12 protein-coding genes are annotated in these 12,806 nt (G+C 73.2%); 6 read left to right on the forward strand and 6 right to left on the reverse strand.

Features of this window, described 5'->3' with window-relative positions:
* Nucleotides 1-3 precede the first annotated feature (3 nt).
* On the reverse strand, nt 4-591 hold the full coding sequence (locus ACWD0A_RS09435) for a TetR family transcriptional regulator (protein WP_451296201.1): 588 nt from the start codon (nt 589-591) through the stop codon (nt 4-6).
* Nucleotides 592-677: 86 nt separating this feature from the next.
* Between ACWD0A_RS09435 and ACWD0A_RS09440 the strand changes: the two genes are divergently transcribed.
* On the forward strand, nt 678-1,514 hold the full coding sequence (locus ACWD0A_RS09440) for a class I SAM-dependent methyltransferase (protein ID WP_451296203.1): 837 nt from the start codon (nt 678-680) through the stop codon (nt 1,512-1,514).
* Nucleotides 1,515-1,545: 31 nt separating this feature from the next.
* A complete protein-coding gene (locus ACWD0A_RS09445; protein WP_451296204.1) occupies nt 1,546-2,523 on the forward strand; it encodes a WD40 repeat domain-containing protein in 978 nt (325 codons plus the stop codon).
* On the opposite strand, the gene ACWD0A_RS09450 is transcribed toward ACWD0A_RS09445, so the two are convergent.
* The gene (locus tag ACWD0A_RS09450; protein WP_451296206.1) at nt 2,520-3,284 is read right to left on the reverse strand and encodes a TetR/AcrR family transcriptional regulator; all 765 of its coding nucleotides are present in this window, start codon (nt 3,282-3,284) and stop codon (nt 2,520-2,522) included. The genes ACWD0A_RS09445 and ACWD0A_RS09450 overlap by 4 nt on opposite strands.
* A gap of 111 nt (nt 3,285-3,395) precedes the next feature.
* Here ACWD0A_RS09450 and ACWD0A_RS09455 point away from each other — a divergent pair, with 111 nt between their 5' ends.
* Nucleotides 3,396-4,343: an ATP-binding cassette domain-containing protein gene (locus ACWD0A_RS09455; protein ID WP_451296391.1), complete on the forward strand. Its 948-nt coding sequence runs from the start codon at nt 3,396-3,398 to the stop codon at nt 4,341-4,343.
* Entirely contained in the window at nt 4,340-5,173 is an 834-nt protein-coding gene (locus ACWD0A_RS09460; protein WP_451296208.1) for an ABC transporter permease, read from the forward strand. Before ACWD0A_RS09455 ends, ACWD0A_RS09460 begins: the two co-directional genes overlap by 4 nt.
* Here the strand turns inward: ACWD0A_RS09460 and ACWD0A_RS09465 are convergent.
* From ACWD0A_RS09465 to ACWD0A_RS09475, 3 genes are all read right to left on the reverse strand, one after another.
* Entirely contained in the window at nt 5,163-5,663 is a 501-nt protein-coding gene (locus tag ACWD0A_RS09465) for a Uma2 family endonuclease (protein ID WP_451296210.1), read from the reverse strand. The genes ACWD0A_RS09460 and ACWD0A_RS09465 overlap by 11 nt on opposite strands.
* Nucleotides 5,664-5,767: 104 nt before the next feature.
* Nucleotides 5,768-6,886 (reverse strand): phosphoserine transaminase, encoded by a 1,119-nt coding sequence (gene serC, locus ACWD0A_RS09470; RefSeq protein WP_451296212.1) that lies wholly within the window; start codon nt 6,884-6,886, stop codon nt 5,768-5,770.
* 106 nt (nt 6,887-6,992) lie between these two features.
* Entirely contained in the window at nt 6,993-7,529 is a 537-nt protein-coding gene (locus ACWD0A_RS09475) for a GTP-binding protein (protein ID WP_307714884.1), read from the reverse strand.
* Between the two features lie 231 nt (nt 7,530-7,760).
* On the opposite strand from ACWD0A_RS09475, the gene ACWD0A_RS09480 reads away from it, so the two are divergent.
* Nucleotides 7,761-10,565, forward strand: a complete 2,805-nt coding sequence (locus ACWD0A_RS09480) for an FAD-binding and (Fe-S)-binding domain-containing protein (RefSeq protein ID WP_451296214.1) — start codon at nt 7,761-7,763, stop codon at nt 10,563-10,565.
* 128 nt (nt 10,566-10,693) lie between these two features.
* Here the strand turns inward: ACWD0A_RS09480 and ACWD0A_RS09485 are convergent, their stop codons facing one another.
* On the reverse strand, nt 10,694-11,554 hold the full coding sequence (locus tag ACWD0A_RS09485; RefSeq protein ID WP_451296216.1) for a LysR family transcriptional regulator: 861 nt from the start codon (nt 11,552-11,554) through the stop codon (nt 10,694-10,696).
* Between the two features lie 69 nt (nt 11,555-11,623).
* Here ACWD0A_RS09485 and ACWD0A_RS09490 point away from each other — a divergent pair, with 69 nt between their 5' ends.
* Nucleotides 11,624-12,667 carry an EamA family transporter gene (locus ACWD0A_RS09490; protein ID WP_451296218.1) on the forward strand — a complete coding sequence of 348 codons (1,044 nt, stop codon included), beginning with the start codon at nt 11,624-11,626 and terminating at the stop codon, nt 12,665-12,667.
* Nucleotides 12,668-12,806 lie beyond the last annotated feature (139 nt).

Raw genomic sequence — 12,806 nt, forward strand, 5'->3', positions numbered from 1 at the left:
CGGTCACTGACGGATCAGCAGCGCCACCAGTCGTTCGACCTGCTCGCGCGGGTCCGGCGCGCCGGGCCACGTGGTCATCAGCAGGTGGTGGACCGTGCCCACCAGGGCGAGCGCCGCGGCCGCCGTGTCCAGACCGGCGGGGACGCGGCCGAGGGACCGCTCGGCGTCCAGATAGCGGGTGACGGACTCCTGGATCGCGGCGAAGCCCGGCGCTCCGGACGCCATCGCGTCGCGGAAGCGTTCGGCGGCGCCGGGGCGGGTGAGGGCGAGGCCCGAGACGTCCGGCCCGGTGGCGGTGAGCAGGGCGGTGGCGACGCCGGAGAGGTTGGCCGCGACCGTGTCCGTGCCCGCGCGGGCCGGGAGGTCCGCCGCGAGCGCGGCTGTACGGGCGAGGCGGTCCAGGACCAGTTCCGCGACGAACTCGTCCAGTCCGCCCGCGAAGTGCGCGTGCAGCAGGCCCTTGGAGCAGCCCGCCTCGTCCGTTATCGCCCTGCTGGTCAGGGCGCCGGGGCCGGACGCGGCGACGACGCGTTCGGCGGCGGCGAACAGCCGCTCGCGGGCGTTGGGTACGGCGACTCCGCGCGGTGACATCCGGATCCCTTCCAGGGGGCATGGACAGTATGGGCGTCTGCCCATACTGTTTGGGCGTACGCCCATACTAGTCGGGAGGCACTGCCGTGCAGAACGTCGTCAACACCGAGCAGGAGCAGGCGTGGAACGGTGACGAAGGTGCCCACTGGGCCCGCCACCAGGACCGCTGGGACGCCGTCAACGAGGGGTTCGACGAGCCCCTGCTCGCCGCCGCCGCCATCCGCGCCGAGGACACCGTCCTCGACATCGGCTGCGGCGCGGGGGCCACCACCCGCCTCGCAGCCCGGCGCGCGGTCCGGGCCACGGGCCTGGACCTGTCGGCTCCGATGCTGGAGCGCGCCCGCGCCTCCGCCCGCGCCGAGAACCTCGGCAACGTGGTCTTCGAGCGCGGCGACGCCCAGGTGCATCCGCTGGAGGGCCGTGACTTCGATGTGGCCATCAGCCGCTACGGCGTCATGTTCTTCGCCGACCCCGTCGCCGCCTTCGCCAACATCCGCGCCGGCCTGCGCCCCGGCGGCCGAGCGGCGTTCGTCGTGGCCGCGGACGCCCGGGACAACGAGTGGCTCCAGGCCCTCGCCCGGCTGCGTGGCCTGCTGCCCCTGCGCGGCTTCGGGGCGACCGGCGGGCCGGGCATGTTCTCGCTCGCCGACCCCGACCGCATCCACGAGGTGCTGTCGGGGGCCGGCTTCCATGGGATCGCGGCCGAGCGGGTGGAGGCGTACGGGAGGTGGGGGAGCGACGCCGAGGACGCCACCGCGTTCCTGCTGGGCTCGGGACCCGGGCAGCATCTGCTCGCCCAGGTCGACGAGGCCACGGGCGAGCGGGCCCGGCGCGAACTCGCGGACGTCCTGCGAGCGTACGAGACGGACGGCGCGGTCCGGCTGCGCAGCACGGCCTGGCTGGTCACCGCCGTACGCCCGTAGCGACGCGGGGCGGAGGTGGCAGGCTGGGGGCATGCGTTCGCTTCCGTACGTCACCGTCCTCGCCGCCGCGCTCGTCCTCGCCGCCGCCGTGCCCGCCGTGGCGGAGGACCACGACGGGTTCACCATCGAGGACCCGAGGATCACCGAGTCCAGCGGGCTCGCGGCGAGCCGGGCGCACCCCGGGATCTACTGGACGCACAACGACCAGGACGAGCCCCGCGTCTTCGCCGTCGACTCGGCGACGGGCGAGACGGTGGCGACGATCACCCTGCGAGGCGTGGGCACGCCGCGGGACATGGAGGCGATCTCCGTCGGCGCGGACGGGAACGTCTACGTCGGTGACATCGGCGACAACCTCGACGGCGGCTGGGGCCACGTGTGGATCTACCGCTTCCGCGAGCCGTCGCGGCTGCGCGACCAGACGGTGGACGCCACGCAGTTCGTCGTGAAGTACGCCGACGGGCCGCGCAACGCCGAGGCGCTGATGGTGCATCCGAAGACCGGCCGCGTGTACATCGCCTCGAAGAACGAGGACGGGGGCGGGCTCTACGAGGGCCCGGCGACGCTCAGCGCGTCGGGGACCAACACCTTCCGGAGGATCGGCGAGGTGCCGTGGGTGACCGACGGCGCGTTCTCCCCCGACGGCGAGGAGCTCGTGCTGCGCTCGTACTTCAGCGCCCGCGGCTACGCCTGGGAGAACGGCCGCCTCGGCGCCGACCACCGGGTGCGCGCTCCCATCCAGGGGCAGGCGGAGTCGGTGACGTACACGCTCGACGGCAAGGCGCTGCTGTTCGGCACGGAGGGCGAACGGAGCCGCGTCGAGCGGGTGGAGACGCCGACGCGTGACGAGGGCGGTTCCGGCGGCGGTGACACGGCACGGCCCAGTGGCGGCGACGCGGCCGGCACCGGCGGCGGGGACGAGGAGGCCGGCGCGACGACGTACGGTCTGCTCCTGCTCGGCGGCGGGGCGCTGCTGGTGTTCGCCCTGCGCCGCCGGAAGCGTGGCTAGGCGCCGTTCGCCCGTTCCCGTACCAGCGCCTCGAAGCCGTCGACCAGTCGCTCCAGGCCGAAGGCGAAGTGGTCGAACTGCGAGGAGAACGCGTCGTCGGACAGGCCCGCGAGGGCCGGGTAGTCGCCGCTGAGCATGGCCTTCGCGAGGAAGGGCTCCTGGCTCTTCCAGAAGTCCTCCTCGCTCTGACCGGTCTGCTGTGCGGCCTCCAGGGTCTCCACCTCGATGCGCACGATGCCGGTGACGAAGCACTGCACGGTGATGATCACCGAGATGAGTTCCGGGTCGCGCAGGCCCATGCCCCGGAGCGCGGTGAGTGAGGTGTCCAGGCCGCGCACGGCGCTGGGGCCGAGGACCGTGCGGGACTGGTTGACCTTCAGCAGCCAGGGGTGGGCGCGGTACAGGTCCCGGTAGGCACGGGCCATCGCGCGTACGGCGTCCTGCCAGGTGGAGGACTTCGGAGCGTAGGCGTCGTTGTCCAGGGGCTCGCCCGAGACCCGGTCGAGCATCAGGTCGAGCAGTTCCGCCTTGCCGGGGACGTACCGGTACAGCGACATGGTGCCGGTGCCCAGCTCGGTGGACAGACGGCGCATCGAGACGGCGGCCATCCCCTCGGCGTCGGCGAGCTCGACGGCGGCCGTGACGATCCGGTCGAGGGTGAGGCCCGGTTTGGGGCCGCGCGAGGGGCGCTCGCCGGTGCCCCACAGGAGTTCGAGGCTGCGCGAGACGTCGCCGCTGCCGCTCGTTTCGGTCGTCGTCATGGCTTCACCCTAATCCCGCGTCATGAAACTGAGTACGCCGTACTCTCTTATGGGTACGCTGTACTCAGTTGTTGTCGCGAGAGTGGAGGGGCCGTGGACGAGCACGCCGTGATGGCTGAAGGCATCGAGAAGAGGTACGGGGACAAGCAGGCGCTCGCCGGCTTCGACCTCGCCGTGCGCAGGGGCACCGTGCACGGGCTGCTCGGACCGAACGGCGCGGGCAAGACCACTGCCGTCCGCGTCCTTTCGACCCTGCTGCGGTTCGACGCCGGACGGGCCGAGGTCGCCGGCGTCGACGTGGCCCGTGAGCCGCGCCTGGTGCGCCGCCGGATCGGGCTCACCGGCCAGTACGCCGCCGTCGACGAGGTGCTGACGGGTCGCCAGAACCTGGAGATGTTCGGGCGCCTGTTCCACCTCGGCGGCCGGCGCGCCCGGCTGCGGGCAGGTGAACTGCTCGAGCAGTTCGACCTGGTGGACGCCGGGGACAAGGGCGTCGGCCAGTACAGCGGGGGCATGCGGCGCCGCCTGGACCTCGCCGCGTCCATGATCCTCGCGCCGCGCGTCCTGTTCCTCGACGAGCCGACCACCGGACTCGACCCGCGCTCGCGCGGTGAGGTCTGGGAAGCGGTACGGCGGCTGGTCGCCGGCGGCACCACCGTCCTGCTCACCACGCAGTACCTGGAGGAGGCCGACAAGCTCGCCTCCCGCATCACTGTCATCGACCACGGCCGGGCCATCGCGGACGACACACCCGACGGGCTGAAGAACCGCGTGGGAGGCGACCGCATCGAGGTCGTCGCGCGCGACGCGGCCGACCTGCCGGCCATCGCCAAGACCGTCGCACGGGTCAGCGACACCGAGCCGGCGACGGACGGCGTGGAGCGGCGCGTGCACGCCACGGTGACCGACCGGGTCGCGGCACTGACCGAGGTGGCGCGCACCCTCCAGGACGAGGGCATCGCGGTGGAGGACATCGGACTGCGCAGGCCGAGCCTCGACGACGTCTTCCTGCGCCTGACCGGACACGGCACCGACGAGGGAACGGAGGAGGCGGCATGAGCACGCTCGACACGGTGGACCTGGAAACGCGGGACACGCACGGCCGCGGTTTCTGGGCGGTCGCCGACTGCTGGAACGTCGTACGCCGCGGACTGACCCACTACCAGCGCCAGCCCGTCCTCATCGCCTGGCAGCTCGGCTTCCCGATCATCTCCGTGCTGCTCTACGGCTACGTCTTCGGCGGCGCGATGAAGTCACCCGACGGCGGCAGCGTCCGCGACTTCCTGATGCCGGGCATGTTCGCGATGACCATGGCCTTCGGCTTCATGAACACCGCCGTCGCGGTCGTCACCGACGCCTCCAAGGGCGTCATCGACCGCTTCCGCTCCATGCCGATGGCCCCTTCCGCCGTGGTCACCGGCCGCGGCGTCCAGGACCTGATCGTCGCCTGCGCGGAGCTGACCATCCTCGCGGCGACTGCCTTCGCCATGGGCTGGCGCTCGGACGCGGGGGCGGGCGCGGTGCTGGGGGCGTTCGGACTGCTGCTGCTCCTGCGGTTCTGCCTGATCTGGGTCGGGATCCTGCTCGGTCTCCTGGTCCCCACGCCGGAGGCCGCCGGCGGGCTCTACGCCGTGGCGTTCCCCCTCACCATGATCTCCAGCGTCTTCGTCCCGCCCTCGACGATGCCGGACTGGCTCGGCGCGATCGCCGCGTGGAACCCGATCTCGTCCACCGCCGCCGCGGCCCGCGAACTGTTCGGCAACCCGGTCGCCGGCGACGGCAGCTGGATCCAGGAGCACGCGCTGCTGATGGCGGTGGTGTGGCCGCTCGCGATCACGGCGGTGTTCCTGCCGCTCGCGGTGCGGCGCTTCCAGCGGCTCAGTCGGTGACGGGTTCTTCCCGGGTTCGGCGCTGCCCCGCCTTCAGCAGCTCGGCCGCGTCGAGTTTCACCTCGGCGCCGATGGAGGCGGGGAGGGTGATCTGCCGGCCGGGGGCGTAGACCTCGTCGCTGTCGTACTCATTGGCGACCGGGACGGTCAGGACGTGGACGCGGGTGTGCTTGCGATCGACGATCACAGAGACCGGGATCTTGGCCATGGCATACGCCTCGACCTTGTTCCGCAGGTCGTTGCGGTGGCTGCTGGACGTGACCTCGACGACGAGCCGGAAGACGGCGGGGTCGTAGCAGTTGTTCCGGATCAGGTGCTCGTCGATGTCGGCATCCATGATGGCCATGTCGGGGATGGCGTAGTCCTCGGGGCCATCCGGAAGCCACAGCCCCACGCCCCGGAGTGCTTCGGTTCCTCCGCCGTCCAATCCGGCGCTGGAGGACTGCGAGTACCTGGACTTCTCGCCGACCAAGGAGTTCAACGAGGTCATCGACCACGTCAAGGCGCACATGGGATGAGGGCCCGCAGGGGCACGGGTGACGCGAAGGGCCCGGCGGTGTTCGGCCGCCGGGCCCTTCGTCGTGCAGTCCGCCGTTACAGCTTCTCGATCACGTAGTCGATGCACGCCGTCAGCGCCTCGACGTCCGCCGGGTCGACCGCCGGGAACATCGCGATGCGCAGCTGGTTGCGGCCCAGCTTGCGGTACGGCTCGGTGTCCACGATGCCGTTCGCGCGCAGCGCCTTCGCCACCGCCGACGCGTCGATCTCGTCCGCGAAGTCGATCGTGCCGATGACCTGCGAGCGCTTCGCCGGGTCCACGACGAACGGGGTCGCGTACTTCGACGCCTCGGCCCAGCCGTAGAGCGTGCGCGACGAGGTGGCCGTGCGGCGCACCGACCAGTCGAGGCCGCCCTGGCCGTTGATCCACTTCAGCTGCTCGTTCAGCAGGAAGAGGGTGGCCAGCGCCGGGGTGTTGTACGTCTGGTTCTTGCGGGAGTTGTCGATCGCCGTCGGCAGGCTGAAGAACTCCGGCACGTGGCGGCCGGACGCGTGGACGCGCTCGGCGCGCTCGATCGCGGCCGGGGAGAACACGGCGAGCCACAGTCCGCCGTCGGCGGCGAAGGACTTCTGCGGGGCGAAGTAGTAGACGTCCGACTCGGCGATGTCGACCGGCAGACCGCCCGCGCCCGAGGTGGCGTCGACCAGGACCAGCGCGCCCTCGTCGGCGCCGGCGACCCGCTTGACCGGGGCCGCGACACCGGTCGAGGTCTCGTTGTGGGTCAGGGCGTAGACGTCGACGCCCGCCTCGGCCTGCGCCTCGGGGTGCGTGCCGGGGTCGGAGGAGATCACCGTCGGCTCGGCCAGCCACGGCGCCAGCTTCGAGGCCTTGGCGAACTTGGACGAGAACTCGCCGAAGGACAGGTGCTGGGACTTGTTCTCGATCAGCCCGTGCGTCGCGATGTCCCAGAAGGCGGTGGAGCCGCCGTTGCCCAGGATCACCTCGTAGCCCTCGGGCAGGGAGAACAGCTCGCGCACACCGTCGCGCACCTCACCGACCAGGTTCTTGACCGGAGCCTGGCGGTGGGAGGTGCCGAGCAGGGAGCTGCCGGTGGCGGCCAGGGCGTCCAGCGCCTCCGTACGCACCTTGGAGGGGCCCGCGCCGAAACGGCCGTCGGCGGGCTTGATGTCAGCGGGAATCTGGATATCAGCCACGAGCCGGAGCGTATCCCCTCAGGCCGCCCGACGCCGACCCGGTCCGGACCATGAGACGGGCCATGAGACGGGCCATGAGGCGACGGCACGGCCCTGAGCTGCGGGATCAGCCGGCGAGCTCCTTGAGGTGCTTGAGCAGGGCGATCAGGACGAACTTGCTCGAGGAGTGGTCCCGGGCGTCGAACTCGACGAGGGGGACGTCCGGCCCGAGCGTCAGCTCCCCGCGGATCTCGTCCTCCGATCGGAAGGGACCGCCGAAGTCGTTGACGGCGACGATGAACGGCGTGTCGCGGCCCTCCAGGCAGTCGATCGCGTACCGGGCGCCGTCGAGCGCGCGGGTGTCGACGAGGACGACGGCGCCGGTCGTGCCGTCCAGGAGCGGGTCCCACAGAAAGCGGAACCGGTCCTGCCCGGGCATGCCGAAGAGGTGGAGCACCGTGCGCTCGTCGAGGGTGAGGCGCCCGAAGTCGAGCGCGACCGTCGTCACCGTCCGGCCCGGCACGGCGGCGGGGACGCTGATCGGCTCCTCCGTGTGCAGTGGGCGGATCTCGCTGACGGACCGCACCATCGTCGTGCTTCCCGTGCCGGAACCACCGGCCACCACGATCTTCATGGCGCTGAGCTGTGCCCCGGCGCAGGTCATCGTTTCTCGTCGGTGCCGGTCATCGAACGGTGCCTTCCGGGGATGCGGTGGGGAGTGTCGAAGCCGCTGCATGCTGATCAAGTGGAGGTCACTATAGGAGAGTTGGCGATCACTTGGGCAAGGGTCCGGCGCGTCTCTTTCCGTTCTCTGCCGGACTCCGTGCGCGACCGGAACCGGCTCGCCGGGGGAGACGCAGGCGTGAGGCGTGCAGCGCGGGTCATCCTGGGAGACATGACAGGGGATACGCACGACGTGGCGCGGGCGCTCACAGCCGCCGTGCGCGGCGATGTCGACTTCGGCGCCACGGCACGGGCCCTGACGACCATGGACGCCTCCAACTACCGGCGGGTCCCCGACGGCGTGGTGGCGCCGCGCGACGCGGACGACGTGGCGGCGGCGCTGGCGGTGTGCCGCGAGCACGGGGTGCCGGTGGTGGCGCGCGGCGCCGGTACGTCGATCGCCGGCCAGGCCACGGGCGTCGGCGTCGTCCTGGACTTCACGCGCCACATGAACGCGATCGTCTCCGTCGACCCCGGGGCCCGTACGGCCGTCGTGCAGCCGGGAGCCGTGCTGGACACGCTCCAGGCGGCGGTGCGGGCGCACGGCCTCGCCTTCGGGCCGGACCCGTCGACGCACAGCAGGTGCACGATCGGCGGGATGGTGGGGAACAACTCGTGCGGCGCCCACTCCGTGCGCTGGGGCACCACGGCGGACAACATCCGCAGCCTGAAGGCCGTCACCTCGACGGGCGTCCCCGTCACCCTCGGCCGGGGCAGTGGCTCCACCGGCGTCCCGCCCGGCCTCGACGACCTCGTCCGCGCCAACCTGGCGCTCCTGCGCACCGGTTATCCCGACGGCCTGCCGCGCCGGATCTCCGGCTACGCCCTCGACGCGCTGCTTCCCGAGAAGGGCGCCGACCTCGCCCGCGCCTTCTGCGGCAGCGAAGGCACCCTCGCCGTCCTGACCGAGGTGACCGTCGGCCTGGTCGAGACCCCGGCCGCCCGCGCCCTCGCCGTGCTCGGCTACCCCGACGAGAGCGCCGCCGCCGAGGCCGCCCCCGGCCTGCTGCCCCACCGGCCGCTGACCGTCGAGGGGATGGCGGACGACCTCGTACCGGACGCGGCGGGCCTGCCGCGCGGCGCGGCCTGGCTGTTCGTCGAGACCGGCGGCGACACCGCCGCCGAGGCGCGTTCGCGCGCGGCGCGGATCGTACGGGCCGCCGACGCGCTCGACGGCACGGTCGTCGACGACCCGGCCGGCATGCGGGCGCTGTGGCGCGTACGCGAGGACGCGGCCGGCACCGCGACCCGGACGCCGGACGGCGGCGAGGCGTGGCCCGGCTGGGAGGACTGCGCCGTCCCGCCGGTGCGGCTCGGGCCGTACCTGCGCGACTTCCGCGCCCTGCTCGCCGCGCACGGCCTGCACGGCACCCCCTACGGCCACTTCGGCGACGGCTGCGTCCACGTCCGCATCGACTTCGACCTGATGAGCCGGGAGGGGGTGGCGCGCTTCCGGGCGTTCTCCGAGCAGGTGGCCGACCTCGTCGTCGCGCACGGCGGGTCGCTGTCCGGCGAGCACGGCGACGGCCGGGCGCGCGCGGAGCTGCTGCCACGGATGTACGGGCCCGAACTCGTCGGCCTCTTCGGCGCCTTCAAGGACCTGTGGGATCCCGACGGCCTGCTGAACCCGGGCGTGCTGGTCCGCCCCGGCCCGCTCGACACCGACCTCCGCTTCGACGTCCTGCCCAGGCAGCCGGTCGACGTCGCGTTCGGCTACCCGCACGACGGCGGCGACTTCGCGGGCGCGGTGCGGCGCTGTGTCGGCGTCGCCAAGTGCCGTACGGAGCAGCCCGCGGCCGGCGGCGGCGTGATGTGCCCCTCGTACCGGGCGACCGGCGAGGAGCGGCACTCGACGCGGGGGCGGGCCCGGCTGCTGCACGAGATGCTGGCGGGCGAGATCGTCACGGACGGCTGGCGGTCGGCGGAGGTGCTGGACGCGCTCGACCTGTGTCTGTCGTGCAAGGGCTGCCGCAGCGACTGCCCGGTGGGCGTGGACATGGCCACGTACAAGGCGGAGTTCCTGCACCACCACTACGCGGGCCGCCGCAGGCCCGCCGCGCACTACGCGATGGGCCGGCTGCCGGAGTGGCTGCGGCTCGCCGGGCCGTTCGCGCCGGCCGTCAACGCGCTCGCCCGCTTCGGCCCGGCGGCCGCGCTGGCCAAGCGGATGTGCGGGATCGCGCCGGAGCGGCGGCTGCCGGTCCTCGCGCCCCGTCCGCTGAGCCGCCTGCTGCGGGACCATCTGCGGGAGCGCACGGGCGTGTTCGCGAGGAGCCGTACGACGGTGCTGTGGCCGGACACCTTCACCGACCGGCTGTCGCCGTCCGTGGGCATGGCGGTGGTACGGGTCCTGGAGGCGGCGGACGTCGGGATCGTGGTGCCACCCGGCCGGGTCTGCTGCGGGCTGACGTACGTCTCCACGGGCCAGCTGGACCGGGCACGTTCGGTCATGCGGCGCACCCTGGACACGGTGGAGCCGCTGCTCGAACTGGGCGCGCCCGTCACGGTGCTGGAGCCGAGCTGCGCCGCGACGCTGAAGACCGACCTGCCGGAACTGCTGGGCGGTGATCCGCGGGCGGCCCGGCTCGCGGCCTCGGTGCGGACGTTCGCGCAGAGCCTCGGGCAGTGCGCCCCGGACTGGAGCCCGCCGCGTCTGGACCGCCCGGTGGTGGGCCAGACGCACTGCCACCAGCATGCGGTGCTGGGCGACGCGGCCGAGCGGGCGCTGCGGGAGAAGGCCGGGCTGAGCGGGGAGCTGAGCGGCGGCTGCTGCGGCCTGGCCGGCAACTTCGGTTTCGAGGCGGGCCATTACGAGGTGTCGGTGGCGTGTGCGGAGGAGCAGCTGCTCCCGGCGGTGCGGGCGGCGTCGCAGGAGACGGTGCTGCTGGCGGACGGCTTCTCCTGCCGCACCCAGCTGGACCAGCTGACCGACCGCCGGGCGCGGCACCTGGCGGAGGTCCTGGCGGACGGTCTGTGAGCGTTTCCCCTTCGGGGGCTTGCGCGACGTGCGCGTTGGCGGGCGGGTTGCGGGGCTTCGCCCGCACACTGCCCCCGAGCGGAACAGTCGCCCACAGGCCGGGCGAAGGCAAGGGCCGCAGGATCCCGTCAGTGGGGGGCGGTCGCCACCTGGCGGGCCAGGTGCAGCAGGGCGGTGATCGCCGGGTGTGGTGACGTGGCGCGCCAGGCGAGCAGGACCGGGACCGGCGGGGCGTCGGTCAGGGGGCGGTAGGCGACGCCGGGGTTGGTGTGCAGCTCGGCGGTGGAGGCGGCCGAGACGCCCGCGCCGTGGCCGGCCGCGATCGCGGTCAGCCAGTCGTCGGTGTTGCCGACGGTGAGCGTGCCGGCGGGCCGGGCGTCGGGCGGCCACAGATCGGGGGTCGTCATGCCGGAGCCGGTGTTCAGGACGACGGGCCCGGTGGCCACGTCGGCGAGGGTGAGCGTGGTGCGCGCCGCGAGCGGGCCGTCCGCCGTGACCGCGGCGACGCGCGCCTCGGTGAACAGCAGCGCCGTGACCAGGCCCGGCGTGTCGACGGGACCCCGCAGGACGGCGGCGTCGACCCGGCCGCTGGTCAGCCCGGCCGTGCGGTCGTCGATACGGAGCAGTTCGAGCGGTGTCTCCGGGTGCTCGCGCCCCCAGCGGCGCAGCAGCGGCGTGGTGTACGGGCCGAGCGCGGCACAGGCGTGGCCGAGCCGCAGGGGTGTGCGCAGCAGTCGGCCCGCGTCGAGGGCCTCGTCGAAAGCGGCGACGGCGGCGGCCGCCTTGTCGCGGAACGCCCGCCCCTCGGCGGTCAGCGCGAGGTGGTGCGTGGAGCGGTCGACGAGCCGGGTGCCGAGGTGCCTCTCGAGGGCGGCGAGCGAGCGGGAGACGCTGGGCTGGGTGAGGTTCAGCCGGGCGGCGGCCCTGGTCACGCTCGACTCCTCGGCGATGGCGGGGAAGCAGCGGAGGTGACGCAGCTCGATGCTCATACGTCCCGAGCACAAGCGCAGTGAGATCGGCATTTCACGGGGCATGCGCGGGTCCGTAGCGTGGAGGGGATGGTCGTGGGACGAGGTGAGCGGGGAGGCCGGGCGGTGAACGAGGCGGGGTCCGCGCACGGACGCACGGGCGTACCCACGGGGGCGCGCGGTCCGGCGGGGGCGGGCGATACGGCGGGTGCGGGCGGGCCCGGCGCCGCCGGGGCCGTCGTCGTGCTGCCCGAGGGGGCCGGGCCCGTGGCCGAGGCAGAAGCGGGACGGTCGCGGCGGAAGCTCGGGCCCGTGTCGCTCGTCGTGGCGGGCGCGCTGTCCGTACAGTTCGGCGCCGCGATCGCCGTGATGCTGATGCCGCGCACGGGCCCGCTCGGCGTGGTCACGCTGCGGCTCGTGCTCGCCGCGCTCGTGCTGCTCGTCGTGTGCCGGCCGCGCCTGCGCGGGCATTCGCGCGCCGACTGGGGCACGGTCGTCGCCTTCGGCGCCGCGATGGCCGCGATGAACGTCCTCTTCTACCAGGCCGCCCACCGTATCCCGCTGGGCGCCGCCGTCACCCTGGAGGTGCTCGGCCCGCTCGTCATGTCCGTGATCGCCTCGCGCAGGCTCGTCAACCTGCTGTGGGCGGGGCTCGCGCTCGCGGGCGTGTTCCTGCTGAGCGGCGGCGGTTTCGACCGGCTCGACCCCGTGGGCGCGCTGTTCGCCCTGGGCGCGGGCGCGATGTGGGCGGCGTACATCGTCTTCAGCGTCCGCACCGGGCGGCGCTTCCCACAGGCGGACGGGCTCGCGCTGGCGATGGCCGTGGGCGCGCTGCTCAGTCTGCCGCTGGGCCTGATGGAGGCCGGGCCGAAGCTGGTGGTGCCCTCCACGCTGGGGCTCGGCCTCGCGGTGGCGCTGTTGTCGTCGGTCCTCCCGTACACCCTCGAACTGCTGGCGCTGCGCAGGCTGGCCGCGGCGACGTTCGCCGTGCTGATGAGCCTGGAGCCCGCGATCGCGGCGACGGCCGGATTCCTCGTCCTGGGGCAGGGCCTGGCGCCTGCCGAGGTGATGGCGATCGCGCTGGTCGTGGTGGCGAGCATGGGTGCCGTCCGCGGGAGCCGGGTTCGTCCCTGACCGGGGCGGGGGCCGTTGGTGGTGGTTGCCGGTGGTCGCTGCAGTCCTGATGGGGGGTGGGGGAGCCGGGTTCGTCCCTGACCAGGGCGGGGGCCGTTGGTGGTGGCGGAAGGGCCCGGACGACCGTCAAAAAAATCAA

The sequence above is a fragment of the Streptomyces sp. NPDC002867 genome, from assembly GCF_053591895.1.